This window comes from Brevibacillus fortis (genome assembly GCF_046196545.1).
Lineage (GTDB): Bacteria > Bacillota > Bacilli > Brevibacillales > Brevibacillaceae > Brevibacillus > Brevibacillus fortis_A.
Genome location: NZ_CP176370.1, coordinates 5,239,797 through 5,260,000, shown reverse-complemented (window position 1 = coordinate 5,260,000; position 20,204 = coordinate 5,239,797). Strand labels below are relative to the sequence as shown.

Below are 20,204 nucleotides of genomic sequence, written 5' to 3'. Positions count from 1 at the left end.
TCCGCCACGGTGACGCCAAACCAGTGGTGGGGAACCTGATCTATCTCGCGCAGGCAGCATTCATAGCGTGGGGCCGCTTCGGACCCGAGTCCTTCATCGGCTAACCGATCGCAACAAACGGGGAACGATAGTTAAATAAAACACACCACGAGGCTGCCAGGTAATTGACTCGGCAGTCTTTCTGGGCTATATGGATATTTATTCCAATATTTCAATTCCAACGTCAATCATTCTCTCGTCTCCTAGAAAGTCAATTACAATTTTGGCTCTTTTCTTTCGCCGATTCACTTTCTTTATTATTCCTTCTTTTCCGGCAAGGGGACCTTTCTTGACGGTAATTTTGGAGTCGATAATCATTAAGGTTGAATATCCGAGTACCCCGTCTGTGTCTAGCATTTTTAAAATCGGACTGATTTCTGCTTCTTCGATTTCGGACACTTGCAGTAAACCATCCGATCGTTGTCTTGTCTGCTTATTGTTATTTAGTAGTCTGAAAGTTCTAGGGGTTTCTTTAAGGTCGTAGTATGTCTTCGTGTCCAAATTCGTTTGGATGAGTAGATAACCCGGAAACATAATTTTTAAAGGGTGGGTAATAAGACCCTGTTTTCGTTCAGGAAGCCTTCTTTTCGGTACAACGGCCCTTAATTGGCGAGAAGAGAATTTATCCGAAAGAAATTTGGCCACTCGTTCTTCGTATCCGGTCTCTACATAAAGGGCATACCAATTCATCAATTCCCTCCTCATAGGGTGACATAATTCTAGTAAAATTTACATAATTCGACTTTTGTGGTACAATAAGATTATAATTCACTAAACTATCTTTGTACATAGTCCCAAACGGCACGAACTAATCGTTGTTGCGGCACGTTAGTTCGCTTTGGATTCTGAATATTGGATGCATTTTTTGCTGCTATATAGCCGCGAAATGTCTCGTCATGTCCATTTTTGGGTGGTGGTCATCTTTGCAGTGGCGTTCGTTCGAGAAATGCATCGTGTTGAATAGGCCCGATCTAACCATGAACGCCGGGCTAAGCTTCGTTCATATCGGCGAGGATAAGGAACCTGGGATAGATCCGCTTATATTCGGCCTCGACGAAATGGAATATTGTCAAAAATTGACATTTGATGTCGGAAAAAGAAATTATTTGTTAGGCAGAACAGCTGCCAAACGAGCGGCTTCGACAATGATGAGCCGATCTGATTTAACAAAGATAACCATTAGCCGTGGAGTCTTCGGACAGCCAGTTCTTCATACCGGCAGCCCGGAAAAATTAGCCGTCAGCATTTCTCATTGCCAATGCATGGGAGCTGCTATTGTTTTCCCAGAAGGGAGCCCAATGGGAATCGATGTGGAAGCCATCAATCCGTCAAGAAACGAAACAATGGCCAGTCAAATGACAGTGGCGGAGATGGAGAGCGGCGCAACTGTTATTAGCAGCAAAGCATTCTTGTTAACGTTGTTGTGGTCTAGCAAAGAGGCGCTGTCAAAGGTGCTTCGTACGGGACTTACCATCCCATTCGAATTGCTAGAGATCGAAACGATTCAGGCTTACGACGGGTTTTATGTGAGTACGTTCACGCATTTTCCGCAGTACAGCGCCAAAACATACCTGACTTGCGGCTACGTCTGGTCAATCGTAGCCCCTCGCAAAAGCGAGTGGCATTTAGATCCCTTGCAAATGCAAAATCATTTTCTGGCATTCGATTGCGGCTGCCGTAAACGAAGTGCAATTATAAAATAAAAGCCGTGTTTATAGAAAAATGATGTTTCGAAGGATAAGCTCCACTTAATGGGGCTTTTTTGTTTTGGGTTTTGCTCCTGAAGGGAGAGTTAGCTGCAATGAGCGAATCCTATCAGATCCATACCATTTCTACTAGCTATCTCAATGAATTGTCCAATTACAATTATTTAATCGTCGATAAAGCGACAAAGCTGGCTGCTCTTGTAGATCCTTCTTGGGAACTCGATCGAATTTTGACGGTGATCGAGGGGCTGGGCGTGAAGTTGCATGCCATTTTGTTAACTCACTCCCATTTTGATCACGTCAATCTTGTGGAATTGCTAAGTGTACGGTATGCGCCCAATTTGTACATATCAGCGAAGGAAGCGCGGTATTACGCGTTTTCTGCGCCCAATTTACATACGTTTAACGATCTGGATACCATTTCGCTGGGCAACACCACGATTACTTGCATGCTTACGCCGGGTCATACGGCCGGAAGCGCCTGTTATCTATTATCCGGTTGTTTGATAACAGGAGATACGCTATTTATCGAAGGGTGCGGCAGATGCGATACAACCGGCGGAAATCCGGATGATATGTTCGACAGCTTGCAAAAAATACGAGACACCGTGCCGATCTACGCCAGAGTCTATCCTGGACATTCATACGGGAAAGAGCCTGGATATCCGCTTTGGTATTTATTGGAGAACAACATCTATTTTCACCTTGTGAATCGCGCGCAATTCATTTCGTTCCGAATGCGTCATGCTCAAGGCTATGGCTCGGATGCGAGAGAGAGACGAAAGTAAAACGGAGGGGACAATGGAGAAAAAAGTCGTGTTTATGTTCTCGGGTCAAGGCTCCCAATATTATCACATGGGTGAGACGCTCCTGGCTGAGGGAGATGTATTCGAAAAATGGATGACCCGGCTGGATCAAATTGCCGAACCGTTAGTTGGCCGATCCATCATGCAGCTGCTCTATGACCCTCGACATTCGAAAGCACAATCCTTCGATAGAACGCTTTTTACTCATCCGGCTCTTTTTATGGTGCAGTACGCCTTGGCACAAGAGATGCTTCATCACGGGATCTTTCCTGATTATGTATTGGGCAGCAGTCTCGGGGAATTTGTCGCGGCCGCTGTCTCCAATATTATAGACCCGGAGCAGGCCCTCATTGCTGTCATCAAACAGGCTCAAACCTTTGAGATGAGTTGTGAAGGCGGGGGGATGCTGGCCGTATTGGATGATCCGCGCACCTTTCGGGAGAACCCACTCTTATATAACAACACCGAGCTGGCAGGAGTTAACTACGATGAGCATTTCGTGATAGCAGGCGGTAATGTGGGCTTGGACGGCATTCATACGCAATTGAGGGATAAAGGTATTGCTTCCGTTCGACTTCCTGTCTCCTACGCGTTCCATTCTAGGGAAATTGATCCTGCCGAAAACGCGTTTATCAGTCATCTTCGTACTTTATCGCTTCAGAAACCGGCCGTTCCTTTTTTATCCGGCATGTCTGGAGAATTGGTTGAAGCTTTGAGGCACGATTACTTCTGGGATGTGGTCAGGCAGCCGATGAGGTTTCGGGAAGCAGTAACTGCTATGGAGCGGGAACAGCCGGCCGTTTATTTGGATTTGAGCCCTTCAGGGGTGCTCGCAAATTTCACGAGACGTCTCTTTAAGGACGATTCAAGCTCTGAAAGCGCCGGGCTTCTGACGGTTTACGGTTTTGACTTTGAGAAAATGAATGAGCTCAAGCGAACGATCGCACGACCAAATGACTCGATTACGGGAGGGAAAGACGAAAGCATGATCGCATATCTTTTTCCAGGACAAGGCTCGCAGCATGTTGGCATGGGGGAGGGACTTTTTGATGAATTTCCGGATATGACTGCAAAGGCGGATGCCATTCTTGGTTATTCGGTAAAGGAGCTATGCCTGAACGATCCGAAGCATCAGCTGGGCAACACCGCTTTTACCCAACCGCTTTTATACACCGTCAATGCTCTGATGTATATGAAGAAAAGAAAGGAAACAGGCAGACGTCCCGACTTTGTAGCCGGTCATAGCTTGGGCGAGTACAACGCCCTGTTTGCGGCAGAGGTTTTCGATTTCGAAACCGGACTGCGTCTCGTTAAGAAGCGGGGCGAGCTGATGGCCCTGGCTACAGGGGGAGGAATGGCGGCAGTAATCGGCATGCAAGCGCAAGAGGTTGAAGACATTATTCGCCGGAATGGACACTTGGAAATAGACGTTGCCAATTATAATTCGCCCGTGCAAACCGTCTTGTCGGGGCGTAAAGACCATATAATGGAGGCGCAGCGCATTTTTGAACAGGCCGGGGCAGGGATGTACATTCCGCTTAATGTCAGCGGCGCGTTCCATTCCCGGTATATGAATGAAGCAAAGAAAGAATTCGAGCAATTTCTGAATAACTTTATCTTCAGCGAGCCTGTTATCCCTGTCATCGCAAACGTGTCTGCCCGTCCCTATCCGTTCAACGAAATTAAACGCAACTTGACTGAGCAAATCACAAGCTCCGTCAATTGGACGGACACCATTCGCTATTTAATGGGAAAAGAGGTAGAGCTGTTCGAGGAGGTTGGGCCGAAGGACGTGCTTACAAAGCTGACGGAGAAGATCCGGCAGTCGAGCTCTCCGTTATTCGTAGAGGAAGAAACGCCGGAGGAGCCGAGCACAAACGAACAAATGAACGACCTGTCGTTCGTTGACAGGGAATCGGTCTCCATGCCCAGCGCCCGGAAGACGATCACTGCAGCTTCGCTTGGCAGCCCGGCGTTCAAGGAAAGGTATGGTCTGAAATATGCCTATGTTTTGGGCGCGATGTACAAGGGGATTGCCTCGGCTGAAATGGTTGTGAAAGCCGGAAAGGCCGGCATGCTCTGTTTCTTTGGCTCCGGAGGACTAAGGATTACGCAAATCGAGGAAGCGATTCGGGACATTCAGCGCCAATTACGCGGCGGCGAGCCCTATGGAATGAATTTTCTTCACCATCCGGATAACCAGGCTCTCGAGGAAGCGGTTGCCGATCTTTACTTGAAGTACGGTATAACCGTAATAGAGGCTTCTTCCTTCATTACGATGACTCCCGCGCTAATTAAATATCGGGCGAAGGGGCTGACAAGAAGAGCGGACGGAACGGTGGAGATTCGAAACAAAATTATCGCCAAGGTTTCCAGACCTGAGGTCGCATCCAACTTCCTAAGGCCGGCACCGGAGCGGATCATCGAGAGGCTTGTTCAAGAAGGTAAAATCACGCAGGAAGAAGGCCGCTTGCTACAAATGGTGCCGGTTGCCGACGATCTGTGCGTCGAAGCGGATTCGGGCGGACATACCGATCAAGGCAGCGCGTATGTGCTCATGCCGACATTGATTAGGCTGCGTGACGATATGGTACGCGAACATGGTTATACGAGCGAAATTTCCGTAGGTGCTGCCGGAGGGATCGGAACTCCTGAGGCTGCGGCTGCCGCGATATTGCTAGGTGCGGATTTCCTTGTGACCGGTTCCATTAACCAATGCACGGTGGAGGCTGCGACTAGTGATGCCGCTAAAGACCTTTTGCAGCAGGCGAATGTGCAGGATACCGATTATGCGCCGGCGGGCGATATGTTTGAAATTGGCGCCAAGATACAGGTTTTAAAGAAGGGCCTGTTTTTCCCCGCAAGAGCGAATAAACTGTATGATCTGTACCGGCATTTCAACGCCTTGGAAGAATTAGACGAGGCGACAAGGGAGCGTCTTCAGGATAAGTATTTCCATCGCTCCTTTGAAGAAATCTATCAGGAAGTCATAGCACACAAAGCTCCTGCCGAAATCGAGAAGGCGGAGCGTAATCCGAAGCATAAAATGGCCCTTATATTTAAGTGGTATTTCTCTTATTCGACGCGGTTGGCGATGACGGGCAGCAAGGAATATAAGGTAGATTACCAAATTCATTGTGGTCCTGCGCTCGGAGCATTCAACCAGTGGGTGCTGGGCACGGAGCTGGAGCATTGGAGAAACCGTCATATCGATCAGATTGGAGAGATGCTGCTGAATGAAACGGCAGCCCTGTTGAACCGCCGAATTTCCGAATTGGTTGGCAATTGACTGAGAAGGAGAACGTTATGGTTGATATAGCAATCATCGGTATGTCCTGCAGACTACCTGGGGCGCGGAATTATCATGAATACTGGTCCAATCTGATCGAGGGCCGTTCATCCATCCGGGAAATTCCCAAGGAGCGGTGGGACTGGAGAGACTATTGGGGAGATCCGAAAGTTGAATATACGAAGACTAACAGCAAATGGGGCGGCTTTATTGACGATGTAGACGCTTTTGATGCTGCGTTCTTCGGCATATCGGCCAGAGAGGCGGAGGTGATGGACCCGCAGCAGCGGATGATGCTTGAGCTTTCCTGGTCGTGTCTTGAAGATGCTGGGGTCGTCCCGTCAGCGTTATCGGGCAGCAAGACAGGGGTCTATATCGGTGTGTTCAACTTGGATTACAAGGAACTTCAGGAGAGGCCCTCCAGCCTTATTGAAGCTCATTATTCGACGGGAACCGCAGCTGCTGTTATCGCGAATCGAATATCCCATTTTATGAATCTGAGAGGGCCGAGCCTTTCAGTGGACACCTCTTGCTCAAGTTCGCTGCAAGCGATTCATTTGGCGGTCCAATCGCTGCAGGCAGGTGAGTGCAGCATGGCTTTGGCGGGTGGTGTCAGTCTGATCCTGACTCCGACCCGCCATATTTCATTTTCCAGAACAGGCATGCTGTCACCTACAGGCTCCTGTAAAACGTTTGATGATAACGCGGATGGCTATGTCCGTAGTGAAGGCGCCGGTCTTATTTTGCTTAAGCCCTTGGCACTGGCGGAAAAAGACGGCGATTTAATCTATGGCGTCATTAAAGGAAGCGCTGTGAATCATGTCGGCAAGACACACACCTTAACTTATCCGAATGCACAGGCGCAGGCTGAAGTCATCGAGGAGGCGTTCCGCAAAGCGGGTCTAACACCGGATCAGGTGAATTATATGGAGGCACACGGCACAGGAACGCCTAAAGGCGATCCGATTGAGTTTCAGGGCCTTACGCTTGCGTTTCAAAAACTCGAAGCAGAGATGGATAAGCCGCTTAGTCATCGTTATTGCGGCATCGGTTCAGCCAAAACAAGTATCGGGCATGCCGAATCCGCAGCAGGCATCGCGGGCGTGATTAAAGTGCTGCTTTCCATGAAGCACCGAACACTCCCCGGATTACAAAATTTCAAAACGTTGAACCATCGGGTTGAATTAACCGGGACTCCTTTCTATATGGTGGACCGGACGCGGGAATGGGAGCCGCTTCTGGATCATAATCAACAGCCGCTTCCGAGAAGAGCCGGCGTAAGCTCGTTCGGCTTCGGCGGGACGAATGGGCATGTGCTGATCGAGGAAGCGCCGCAGAGGCCGTCTCGCAAGATGGCGCAGCATGAATTGCCGTGCCATCTATTTTGTTTTTCCGCAAAGTCTGAAAAATCGCTTCTTCTATCGCTAGAGACGTTAGTTGCATGGTTGGACAGCGAAGGAAGCGAGTGCGAAGCTGCGGACCTGAGTGCCGCCTTGCTACTACGTAAGCAGCATTTTGGCATTCGTACCGCTATCGCGGCTCAAAGTGTGGAGGAGCTTAAAGGTCGTTTAAAGGAGCTGTTATCCGACCGGAAAGAAGCACAGCAATTTTTGAAGCAGGAAGCTTCAAAAATAGAAAAGACCAAAACTGCGCTTTTTCAAGAGCTGGCAGGTCTACTGATCCGGGAGCTCCGAGAATGTGTGAATGATACGCAAAAGTATCGGGAGAAAATATCGGCTTTGGCAGAGCTGTACGTAAAGGGCTATGACTTCGATGCATTGGCGCTCTTTGAAGGAATGGACCTGAACAGACTTCGATTGCCTACCTATGCTTTTACCAAAGAACGATACTGGATTACGGGCAATGCTCCGGAATCCGCCATTGTGCCGACGTCAGGCAACGGAGGTGTAGGTGAGCTTCATCCTGTACTGCATCGGAACACATCGGACTTTGCCGGAGTTCGCTACAGTTCGGTTTTCACAGGAGAGGAATTTTTTCTCGCTCATCATGTCGTCGCCGGGAAGCGTGTATTGCCGGGTGTCGTTTACTTGGAAATGGTCCGTGAGGCGGCTGAACAGGCCGGCAGGAAATGGTTAGGCGAACGTAAGCGTATCGTGCTGAATCGGGTGGTCTGGTCGAAGCCTGTTATTGTGACGGATAGCTCCGTTGAGGTTCATGTGTCGCTTTCGGTTCAAAATGACGATAGCTGCAGCTTTCAAGTGTACAGCGTATCCGGTGAATCAGAGCAAGATCGTGTTCTTCATTGCGAAGGTCATGTCTCGTTTCGTTCGGCTGATCCGGCTTCCAGAAAACTGCAAATTCAAGATTTCTTAAACTCCGGGCGAACCCCTGTCCCATCGCTCGTCTGTTATGAACATATGGGGGGGATGGGTCTTCATTATGGTCCGGCTCATCAAGGAATTGAGCAATTGTATCAAATGGACGGCTTTATTGCCGCTAAGCTGTTGCTGCCGGAACCCATTTCCGATACGCGAAATCACTTTGTTCTTCATCCGAGCTTGATGGACGCAGCTCTGCAGACGGCGGTTTACGGTTATTCAAATGCCGGACAAACGGCCGTTGGTGAAAGCGGCAAGCCCTTGCTGCCTTTTACACTGCGGGAGCTCGAAATTATACGTCCGTGCGCTTCTGCTGCTTGGGCGATTGTAAGCGAGGAAGAAGCGGAAGACAGCAAAATGACTAAACGTCTCCGTATTGATGTATGCGATGTGGACGGCAGCGTCTGTGTGAGCATCAAGGGCTTCGTCCTAAGGCCGCTGGAGGGCGGGTTCGCCGGCAGCGTCCCAGACCCTGCAAAACCGGAGGCGTCAAAGGCATATGCGGGATTAATGGTGCCGCTATGGGACCCGATCACACCGGCTGCACGTAAAACGGATGCTCCGAACATACGAACCGTAATAACCGGGGGTTTGGCAGCGAGCCGTGACAAGATATGGCGGGTTATTCCGAATGCGCAGGATGTACAGCTGCAGGCGGAGGATGACCTGGAAGTATTGGCACGAAAGCTGGAGCAGTGCGGCGAGATCGGTCATTTTGTTTGGATTGCGCCTGCCGATTCGATAGAGTCAGCGGAATCGGATGTGATGCTTGCGGCGCAGCATGAAGGCGTGCTTTTCCTGTTTCGGATCATCAAAGTTCTGCTTATGCTTGGATATGGCGCAAAGCCGTTAAAGTGGAGTGTCATCACATTCCAAACGGTGCAGGTATTCCGGAAGGAAACAATTCGGCCGGCCTATGCAAGCCTGCATGGGCTTATCGGCTCAATGGCCAAGGAATATCCGAACTGGTCGGTTAGCTTTGCCGATTTGGAGCGGGAAGATGCTTGGCCGATCGAAGAGTTGATCGCATTGCCGCCTGATGAGCGGGGCGACGTATGGGCATACCGGTCCAAGAAGTGGTACCGGCAGAAAATGATCCCGGCGCGGATCCCCAAACCTGAAGGTACAGCATACCGGAAAGGAGGGGTCTATGCGGTAATCGGCGGAACCGGCGGAATCGGAGAAGCATGGAGCGAATATATGATTCGCCGGTATCAGGCGAACATCGTCTGGATTGGCCGACGGGAGATTGACGCCGGTATTCAGGAGAAGATCGATCGGCTGTCAAAACTGGGGCCGTCTCCGTGCTACATCCAAGCAGACGCAAAGGACGGGAAGGCGCTGGAACTGGCGTACGAGAGTATAAAATCCAGCTACGGACGGATCCATGGTGTCATACACTCGGCAATTGTGCTTTTGGATCAAAGTTTGGCGAATATGTCGGAGGAACGGTTCGCAGCGGGATTGACGGCAAAGGTGGACGTGAGCGTAAGGATCGTACAGGTATTCGGAAGGGAACAATTGGATTTCGTCCTGTTCTTCTCTTCCATGAACTCTTTTGCAAAACCCGGAGGTCAGAGCAATTACGCGGCAGGGTGCACCTTCAAAGATGCATTCGCACAGCGTCTGGCGCTGGAATGGCCATGCAAAGTGAAGGTCATAAACTGGGGCTACTGGGGAGGCACAGGAATCGTTTCCTCGGAACATTACCGAAAGCGCATGGCACAAGCAGGGGTTGGCTCCATCGAGCCGGAAGAAGCGATGGACGCACTGGAAACGCTCCTTGCCGGGCCGTTTGACCAAATGATGCTAATCAAAACAACAAAGCCTTATCCGCTAATTGATATGAAGCATGATGAATGGATTGCAAACTATCCGGAACAGCTCTCGTCCAATATCCAACGGCTGATAACGGAGCGAAAGAGGCGCAGTGTATCGGAGCAGGAGTATCCTGTCCCAGCTTCTTCGGTATCGGCCGATGAGACAGCCGATCCTGTGCTGACGTATTTATCCGGTTTAGCCGCTCAATGGCTTCAAGTGGATTTCGGTGAAATTTGTGTGGATACTCGGCTGGAGGAATACGGGATCGATGCGGTTGTTCTTAACGAAATGCTTGTGTCCGTAAACCAGCAATATCATATCGATATGCAGCCGGCTGAGCTGTCTGCTCAAGCATCGCTACGTCAGATCAGTTCATGTGTGCGCGAGGCAATAGGAATCGGCGCTGACAAGGGCTGATACCCAATATCCGAAGGCGATGCATAATAAAAGAAAGGATGGCCTGCTAATGTCGGGATTTAAGGTTGGAAGTCTGCAAATGAAGTGGAACGATCCGCTTCTTTGCCGGTTGCTCTGGGCTCAACTGCAATCGATTGGCATGTTTAGGGAACGAAATACGACACTGGATGCGCTAAAAGCAGCTGCCGGCTTGCGCGGGATATACGATAGATGGCTGGAAGAAAGTGTCGCCGCACTTGCGCGGCACGGTTATCTCGAGGTTAGCGGCAGCAATATCAATGTTTACGATCCATCGCTTGTCCATATCGAGACCATCTGGGCAGAATGGGACCGACAAAAAATGGAGTGGCTCGCCGACCCGAATCTTAAATCGCAGGCCGTCTTGGTCGAAGCCTCGCTTAAGGCGCTGCCGGAGATCATTACGGGCAAAATTCCTGCAACCGACGTTATATTCCCTCAAGCCTCCATGGCGCTGACGGAGGGGATTTACAAGAACAATCTGGCCGCGGATTACTTCAATGAAGTGATCGCAGACCTCGTGGTCGATTATGTACAAGAACGAAAGCGTCAGGACGCATCGGTACGCATCCGGATTTTAGAGATCGGCGCCGGCACGGGCGGAACGAGCGCGATGGTCTTTCGCAAGCTGAAACCGCACCAGGCGAATATTGAGGAGTACTGCTACACGGATCTGTCCCGCGCTTTTTTTATGCACGCCGAGAAAGAATACCGGTCTGACAATCCGTATTTGACCTGTCAAATATTCGATCTGGAGAAACCCCTAGCGGAGCAGCGCATAGAGCCGGGAGCCTATGACCTGGTGATTGCGACGAATGTTCTTCATGCTACAAAGCAGATCAGGCAAACCCTGCGCAATGCCAAAGCCGCGCTTAAAAAGAATGGGCTGCTCCTTCTCAATGAATTAAATGACAACTTCCTGTTCTCCCATCTTACCTTCGGATTTCTGGATGGCTGGTGGAAGTATGAGGATGCAGAGCTCCGAATACCCGGCTGTCCCGGCTTGTACCCCGAGACATGGAAGCGAGTGCTGGAGGAGGAGGGCTTTCGGCACGTATTTTTCCCTGCTGAAGGCAGACATGAATGGGGGCAGCAAATTGTCATTGCAGAGAGCGACGGCATCGTTCGACAGCTTGAAAAACGTCCGGCCTCTGCCAGTGTTGCAGAGACTGCGAGATCCCGGGCTTCGTCTTCGGAACGCTTGGATCGGATCGAAACGCAGCATGGTTACCCAGCGCCGCCTGCCAAGGTAGAAGCGGCGAACGTTCAGGACATCGACCGACACGCGATATCGGAAAAGATTCGAGTGGTTATTCGGGAGAAACTGGCCGAATCGTTGAAGGTGAGTGCCGATATTATCCAAGACGATGAATCGTTTGCTGATTATGGCGTTGACTCCATCCTTGGCATTCATCTGGTGCGTATACTGAATGAGGCGCTAAAGGTGGAGCTGGAAACTACGAGTCTGTTCGACTACTCCTCCGTGAACGAACTGACTGCACATATCCAGGCGGCTTATATGGACGTTTTTATACATAATAATGTGCTTGAACCAAAAGCAGAAGCAGAAGCAGCTAGTGCTGCAGCCGGCAGCGTTGTAATCGATACTCCGGAGCAAGAAAAGGAGATTGCGCGTGACCCGATGACGGTGGAGGGCATTGCGATTATCGGGATGAGCGGACGGTTTGCCGGCTCGGAAACGACGGACGAGTTGTGGCAGCATATCGCAAGCGGCCATGATTTGGTGGGCCCGATCACCCGCTGGGATCTTTCTTCCCACCTAGCCTGGAGCGACTCGGATGCCTGCCGCGACGGCAGCTTTTTGGACCAGATCGACCGGTTTGATCCGATGTTCTTCAATATTTCGGGACTCGAAGCATCGTATATGGATCCCCAGCAAAGGCTGTTTCTCGAAGAAGCGTGGAAGGCGCTTGAGGATGCGGGCTACGCGGGATCGGCAGCTTCAAGCCGGCAATGCGGGGTCTATGTCGGATGCTGCGGAAGCGATTACAATGAATTATTCGGCAATCATCCGCCTGCTCAATCGTTTTGGGGGAACGCCCTATCCGTAATCCCATCCCGTATCTCGTACTTTCTTAATCTGCAGGGACCTGCGGTTACGATTGACACGGCCTGCTCCAGCTCGCTGACGGCTATTCATTTGGCTTGCCAAGCGCTTATGTCCAATGAGGTTGAAATGGCATTGGCAGGCGGTGTTTTCGTGCAAGCGACGACTCGATTTTATGAAAACGCCATTCGAGCCGGCATGCTCTCGCCGAGCGGCCGCTGCTATACGTTCGATGAACGGGCGGACGGCTTTGTACCCGGCGAAGGGGTTGGTGTCGTGATGCTGAAGCGGCTGAAGGACGCATTGGCAGACGGCGACCATATTTATGGTGTCATCCGGGGCTCCGGAATTAATCAGGATGGGACGACCAACGGCATTACAGCGCCAAGCGCCAAATCCCAGGAACGACTGGAGCGCCAAGTGTATGACCGCTTCCAGCTCGATCCGCAGGGGATCCAAATGATGGAGGCGCATGGAACGGGAACAAGACTGGGCGATCCGATCGAGTTTCAGGCCTTAACGCGTGCGTTCCGGCATTATACGGATAAGGAGCATTATTGCGCTCTTGGTTCGATCAAAACGAATATCGGCCATTCGGTCGGCGCTGCCGGAGTAGCCGGCGTTATGAAAATATTGCTTGCTTTGAAGCATAAGCAGCTACCGCCGTCACTGCACGCAGAGCGCATCAATTCGAATATCCGCCTGGAAGGCAGTCCGTTTTTCATCAACAAGTCCATTCGGGCTTGGGAGACGGAGCCCGGCACGCCGCGCCGCGCTGCTGTCAGCTCGTTTGGCTTCAGCGGCACGAACGCCCATGCGGTCATTGAGGAGGCGCCGCCGCATATCGGACGCGATAAGCGACGGCGCCCTCTCTACTTGATTGTACTATCCGCCCGGACAGGTGAGCAGCTGCGCAGGCAAGCGGAACGACTCGCTGCGTTTTGCAGGGGGGAGAACGGCAGTATATTCATCGGGGATATGAGCTTAACGCTTCTTCTCGGACGGAGACATTTTGCCGACCGGCTCGCCTTCTTGGCCAAGGATACGGAGGAGCTTCTTCTCCGGCTTGAAACTTGGCTGATGAATGGAGAGGGTCCGGGTATCTATGAATCTGATGCCTTTACGAAAGAGCAACGGGAGAAGCCGGTTCTGAAACAGTATGGCAATGAATGTATAGCCATTTGCGCAGCGACAGACCAAGATGCCAAGTTTATCGAGAGTCTGACTGCGGTGGCAGACTTATACAGCCAAGGCTATTCCTTGAACTATGAACAATTGTTCGAGGGGTGCAGTTATAACAGAGTGTCTCTTCCAACCTACCCCTTTGCCGATGAGCGGTATTGGGTAAACGAGGGCGAGAACAGTCCGCGTGCAGGAGCACAGGAAGCTTTGCAATCCTCGGAGGCTTTCCATCCGTTGCTGCATCGGAATGTCTCTACGTTTGCCGAACAACGGTTTAAGTCGATCTTTACCGGCAAAGAGTTTTTCTTGGAAGACCATGTGGTGCACGGGCAGCGGGTGCTGCCGGGAGCTGCATATTTAGAGATGGCAAGGGCGGCCATTCAGTCGGTCGTAAGCGATGGGGAATACAGCGGGAAGAAGATCCGGCTCAAAAATGTGATATGGGCTAAGCCCATCACGGCAGGGGCTGCAGCCGTTTCGGCCGAAATTACGCTGACACCGTCGACCGACGGTGATATTGCTTTTCGGGTATACGGTCCGGCAGAAGCCGAAACCGTCTTATGTAGTGAGGGATCCGTATGCCTGGAGGAGCTGGGTGAGCAGCCTCGCATTCCGATCGACCGGCTGCTGAAGGAATGTGATGCACGTTCGATCAGCCGGATGGAATGCTACGAGACATTTGATAGGATCGGTGTCAATTATGGTCCTGCTCATCAGGTCATGGACATTCTGTTCACCGGACAGGGCAAGGCGCTTGCGAAGCTGGTGCTTCCCGAATCCTTAGCTGCGTCTGTGCAGAGTTTTGCGATGCACCCGAGCTTGCTGGACGGCGCGCTGCAGGTAGCTTCATGTCTGCTGCTCGGACTCGATACGGAAGCCGGCTGCCAACCAGGTACTTCTCCGCCGCTTCCTTTTGCGCTGCAGGAGATGGAGCTGCTGAATGAATGCCTGCCTGTTATGTGGGCTTTCGCCCGCTTCAGCAGCGGCAGCGGTCGGCATAATCAGCTTCCAAGCCTTGACATCGATCTGCTGGACGAGCAGGGTAATGTTTGCGTGCGAATGAAGGGGTACTGCGCCAGATCGATGGAGGCGGGTACTAGGCAAGAGGATGTCCTCTTTATGGTTCCAGAATGGAGTGACAAAGCTCCACAGCCTGGAATTGCGAATTCGCAGGTAACCGAGCATACCGTGATACTGTGCGAGCCCGCTCCCATGCTGCAAGCATCGGTGGAAAGCGCGTTTCCCGGCGTCCGTTGTTTGGTGCTGGCGGCTGAAGAGGCCGCCATGGAGCAGAGATTCAGCCGCTTCGCGCAGCGGATCTTAGAAGAGACCCAGCGCTTACTGCGCCAAGTAACAGAGAGAGGCGTCATACAGATCGTTTATACCCCCGGTAGCGGACACGAGCTGCTAGCGGGACTGCGCGGGTTGCTAAAAACGATGCGTCTGGAAAACCCGCATATGGCAGGGCAACTGATCGAAATATCGCAAGACGATACAGAGCTCGCAATCGTGCAAAAGCTTCGCGATAATCTCGATCATCCCGAGGATACGCATATCGGCTATCAAGGTTCCCGCCGTATGGTGATGACACTCAAGAGGCGGGCTCCTGGAGAGGGAACGAACTCCCGGTTATGGAAGGACGATGGCGTTTATCTCATTACGGGCGGAGCAGGTGGCTTGGGTATCATTTTTGCGAAGGAAATCGCCCGAGCCGTACGCGGAGCGACGATCATTCTGACCGGCCGAGCACAGTGCGATCCATATAAGCTGTACGAGATCAAAAATTCAGTTTCGGGAAACGTCGACATTGTATACAAGCAAGCCGATATGACACGGATGGAAGAGGTAAAGCGGCTGGTTCAAGCTATCGAGACGGAATACGGCGGATTGAACGGGGTCCTACACAGCGCTGGCGTGCATGCGGATAATTATTTACTTCGCAAAAGCAAGGAAGAATGGAATGCGGTATTGGCTCCTAAGGTTTCGGGGCTCGTCCACCTGGATCAAGCAACGAAGCATATTCCTTTGGATGTATTCGTCATGTTTTCATCTGTGGTTGCTTGGCTCGGCAATCCCGGACAGGCGGACTATAGCACGGCGAACGCGTTTATGGACGCGTATGCCGCCTTCCGCAGCAGACTGACCGCGGAGGGCCAAAGAAAAGGCCTTACTTGTTCCATTAACTGGCCGTTATGGCAAGAAGGCGGCATGCGGGCAGGCGAACATGCGGAGCGTGAGCTCGCCAAGGCGATCGGATTGATTCCGATGTCCACCAAAGCCGGAATCCGGGCCTTCGATCAGGCGATGTCAATCGGTTCGCCGAACGTGATCGTCGCGGCCGGAAGCGCTGATCGATTGGAGCAAGCCCTGACAGGGGAAATCCAAGTATCGTCGGATGACGTGCAGCAGTACGAATCGGCAATGGACACCCTTTCGACCGAAGTGGAAGAACGTGTCCTCCTAAAAGTGAGGGAGATCGTTTCCTCCGTCATCCGGCTGCCTCTGCATCGAGTGGAAGCGGATGCGCACATGATGACGTTCGGGCTGGATTCCATTATCGTCATGCAATTGACTGGGCAGCTCGAGCGTCTGTTCGGCTCCTTGCCGAAAACGCTGTTTTTTGAATATCAAAATCTGCGTGACTTGGCGAAGTTTTTCATACAGCGGCACGAATCACGTTGTGCGCAATTATTCGGCGATCGTCCTCAGCCAAAGGTGCTGCAGGAAGATGCGCGTATGCCAGAACATTCTGCTGCACGGCAAACGGTACTTTTAACAGAGAAGAAAAGCGAGGATGCCGCCCCTAAGCAGCGCAGCCTTCCCGGAAGCGCCCCCCTTGATATCGCGATAATCGGTGTTGCCGGCAGATATCCGGGTGCGCGAAATATGGATGAGTTTTGGGAACTGCTGCAAGGGGGCGTCGATTGCGTGACAGAAATTCCAAAGGAACGGTGGGATCATACCCCTTATTTCCACCCTGCCAAAGGAACGACCGGCAAAACAAATGGCAAGTGGGGCGGGTTTCTGGAGGGCGTCGATCAGTTTGACCCGTTGTTTTTTAATATTTCGCCGCGTGAAGCCGAGCTTATGGATCCTCAGGAGCGGCTTTTTTTGCAGTGTGTCTATGAAACAATCGAGGATGCTGGCTACACTCGGGACAGTCTTGCAGGAAGAAAAGGGGACGGTTCCAGTTCCAGTGTAGGGGTATTCGCAGGCGTCATGTACGAGGAGTACCAGCTTTACGGAGTTCGGGAGACGATGAACGGTAATCCGGTCGCGCTGAACGGAAGTCCGGCGTCGATTGCAAATCGGGTATCGTATGTTTGTAATTTTAACGGTCCAAGCGTTGCTGTTGATACGATGTGCTCGTCCTCGCTGACGGCCATCCATTTCGCATGCCACAGCCTGCAAAGGGGAGAGTGCGATGCAGCCATTGCCGGCGGCGTAAACGTCTCGCTGCATCCGAACAAATATCTGTTGCTTGGCCAAGGCAATTTCCTGTCCACCAAAGGCCGGTGCGAAAGCTTCGGAGACGGCGGAGACGGCTATGTCCCCGGGGAAGGCGTTGGAGCCGTGCTGTTGAAGCCGCTTGAGAAGGCCGTCGCCGACGGTGACCAGATTTATGGCGTCATTAAGGGGACATCCATTAATCACGGCGGGAGAACGAACGGTTATTATGTTCCGAATCCGAATGCGCAGGCTTCCGCAATTGCGCGCGCGTTGAAGGAGTCGGGTATAGACGCAAGGTCAATCAGCTATGTAGAGGCCCATGGTACGGGCACATCTCTTGGGGATCCGATTGAAATTGCCGGGCTTTCTAAAGCGTTTGAAACTTATACCGAGGACAAGCAATATTGTGCGATCGGTTCCGTCAAATCGAATATCGGTCACTGCGAAAGTGCCGCAGGCATAGCAGGCCTGACCAAGGTGCTGCTGCAGCTCAAGCACCAGAAGCTGGTACCGTCGCTGCATGCCGACACGCCCAACTCATTTATCGATTTTGCTACTACGCCGTTTCAGGTTCAGCAGGAGCTAGGGGAGTGGGAGCGTCCGGTGATGGCGATTGACGGGAAAATCGAGGAGCAGCCGAGAATGGCCGGCCTTTCCTCATTCGGAGCCGGTGGTGCGAACGCTCATCTCATCGTTGCCGAGTATATTCCGGATCGTAAGCGTGCCGTGCATGCGTCAAAAGCTCAGCGAGAATGCATGATCGTGCTCTCCGCCAGAAGTGAAGACCAATTAAAAGAACGGGCTCGGCTTCTGCTGCAGGCGGTTAATAAAAACCTTGAATATGACGATTCTTTCCTGATTAACATGTCTTACACACTCCAGGTAGGCCGGGAGGCGATGGAAGAGCGTATGGCCTTCGTCGTAAGAACGATCGAGGAGCTGCGGGCAAAGCTTATCCAATATGTGGATGGGCAGCTAGGAATTCCGGATTTGTACAGAGGATCGGTAAAACAGAACCGGGAAACCGTTGCGCTCATTGCGGCGGACGAAGATATGATGAAAGCGGTCGGGGCATGGATAGCCAAAGGTAAATACGCGAAGTTCCTGGATCTATGGGTAAAAGGGCTGGATATCGACTGGAGCAGTCTCTATGAAGAAGGCGATAAGCCGGAGAAGGTCAGTCTGCCCACCTATCCGTTCGTACAGGAGCGTTACTGGCTGCCGTCGGTATCGTCTACGGATGAATCAAGGGCGTTCCGCTCTTTAGAACGACATACTTCCGAGTCCGCTCTTGAGCCTGATGAGAAGGCAAAGGTTATTTCTGCTGAGGAATCTAGATCTCCGCTTGCACATAACGGATTGCTCGTGCCGGTGTGGGACCCTGCACCACCGACAGTACGAAACGCGGCTGATCGGAAGCCGTATGGCCGCACAGTTATTATTGGCGGTACGGCCGCAAAGGTCGCGGAGATCAGGCGGCATATGGAGGATGCATCGGATGTGCAGCTACATGCGGGAGAGAGCACGGAGGAATTGGCACGGAAGCTGGAGCTGTCCGGTCCAATCGGGCATTTGATCTGGATTGCTCCGGATGATTCGATAGAAACAGCGCAATCGGAGGCCGTGTTGGAGGCGCAGCGTGAAGGGGTACTGTTCCTGTTTCGGACCTTAAAAGCCTTGTTGGCTCTTGGATATGGCATGAAGCCGTTACGGTGGAGCATCATCACGGTTCGAACCGTCCAGGTTTACCGCGGCGAAGCGATTAAGCCTGCTCATGCAAGCCTCCACGGGCTAATTGGCTCAATGGCCAAGGAATATCCGAACTGGTCCGTTTGTCTTGCGGACATGGAGACGGATAACGGCTGGCCGCTCGAGGAACTGTTCGCACTCCCGCCAGATGCGCGGGGCGATGGATGGGCGTACCGGTCCGGGGAATGGTACCGGCAGAGACTGATGCCGGTGCGCATGACCAAGACTGCAGGTACCGTATACAAGAAGGGTGGCGTCTATGTAGTCATCGGCGGTACGGGCGGCATCGGAGAAGTGTGGAGCGAATATATGATTCGGCGTTATCAGGCCAACATCGTTTGGATCGGGCGACGGGGGAAGGACACCGGCATACAGGCCAAGATTGATCGGCTGGCGGAGCTTGGACCGGCTCCACGCTATATCCAAGCGGATGCGACTGATGGGAATGCGCTGGAGCGGGCGTATGAGGAAATAATAAACCGATACGGACGCATCCACGGACTGGTCCACTCGGCCATCGTACTGCTGGATCAAAGCCTGGCGAACATGGAAGAGGAGCGGTTCGCTGCGGGATTGCGCCCGAAGACAGACGTGAGCGTACGAATGGCGCAAATATTCGGCCATGAAAAGCTGGACTTTGTCCTGTTCTTCTCATCAATGAACGCGTTTCTGAAGCAGGAGGGGCAGAGCAATTATGCAGCAGGCTGCACGTTCAAGGATGCGTACGCGCAGCGTCTGGCGACGGAGTGGCCATGTGCCGTGAAGATCATGAACTGGGGCTATTGGGGCAGCACGGGCGCTGTGTCGTCAGAGCATTACCGCCGGAGAATGGCGCAAGCAGGCATTGTCTCCATTGAACCGGACGAGGCGATGGACGCGCTGGAATTGCTGCTTGCCGGACCTTTCGATCAGCTTGCCCTGATGAAAACGGCGGCAGGTAGCGAAACGTTTGGCCAGCCGATCGCCGATGAGCTGGAAGCTTATCCGGAAGAGGACAGCCTGTCTTTCGAGCATATCGTCAATCATCTTCGTTTGCCCGCGGTACCGAAGGCTGAAGCTTCGGACTTGCTTAGAGAGGGAGAGTCTGCGAACCGGCTTGGAAATTCCCTGCTACGGGCGGCAGCGAGCATATTGAATGTGCAAGCGGAAGAAATCGAAGCGGACATCCCATTCTATGAGTATGGATTCGACCCTGTTAAGCTGGCTGAATTTTCCCGGTGGATCTCTGATCACTATAAGCTTGCTATGACAAGCGATACGCTCCTTCAACAGGCAACGCTTGGACAGTTGGAGGCCCTCCTTGCGGAGCAGATCGGATAA

General features: G+C 52.1%; 7 protein-coding genes (1 of these 7 only partly in view). 6 read left to right on the top strand and 1 reads right to left on the bottom strand.

Annotation, left to right across the window (positions count from 1 at the left end):
- Window positions 1–104, top strand: partial view of a DoxX family protein gene (locus tag ACKKE8_RS25420; protein ID WP_409175468.1) — the 3' portion only. 61 nt of this gene lie to the left of the window's left edge; only the last 104 of its 165 coding nucleotides appear in the window; its start codon lies beyond the left edge, outside the window; its stop codon occupies window positions 102–104.
- 94 nt (window positions 105–198) lie between these two features.
- Here ACKKE8_RS25420 and loaP read toward each other — a convergent pair whose 3' ends face one another.
- Window positions 199–729 (bottom strand): antiterminator LoaP, encoded by a 531-nt coding sequence (gene loaP / locus ACKKE8_RS25415; protein WP_409175467.1) that lies wholly within the window; start codon window positions 727–729, stop codon window positions 199–201.
- Between the two features lie 233 nt (window positions 730–962).
- On the opposite strand from loaP, the gene ACKKE8_RS25410 reads away from it, so the two are divergent.
- The 5 genes from ACKKE8_RS25410 to ACKKE8_RS25390 all read left to right on the top strand — a co-directional run bounded on the left by ACKKE8_RS25410 (window position 963) and on the right by ACKKE8_RS25390 (window position 20,204).
- Complete coding sequence (locus ACKKE8_RS25410) at window positions 963–1,742, top strand: 4'-phosphopantetheinyl transferase family protein (RefSeq protein WP_409175466.1); 780 nt, start codon at window positions 963–965, stop codon at window positions 1,740–1,742.
- 98 nt (window positions 1,743–1,840) lie between these two features.
- Window positions 1,841–2,533, top strand: a complete 693-nt coding sequence (locus ACKKE8_RS25405) for an MBL fold metallo-hydrolase (protein WP_409175465.1) — start codon at window positions 1,841–1,843, stop codon at window positions 2,531–2,533.
- 13 nt (window positions 2,534–2,546) lie between these two features.
- Window positions 2,547–5,840 carry an ACP S-malonyltransferase gene (gene fabD, locus ACKKE8_RS25400; protein ID WP_409175464.1) on the top strand — a complete coding sequence of 1,098 codons (3,294 nt, stop codon included), beginning with the start codon at window positions 2,547–2,549 and terminating at the stop codon, window positions 5,838–5,840.
- Window positions 5,841–5,857: 17 nt separating this feature from the next.
- Window positions 5,858–10,417, top strand: coding sequence for an SDR family NAD(P)-dependent oxidoreductase (locus tag ACKKE8_RS25395; RefSeq protein WP_409175463.1), 4,560 nt, complete (start codon window positions 5,858–5,860; stop codon window positions 10,415–10,417).
- Between the two features lie 49 nt (window positions 10,418–10,466).
- On the top strand, window positions 10,467–20,204 hold the full coding sequence (locus ACKKE8_RS25390) for an SDR family NAD(P)-dependent oxidoreductase (protein ID WP_409175462.1): 9,738 nt from the start codon (window positions 10,467–10,469) through the stop codon (window positions 20,202–20,204).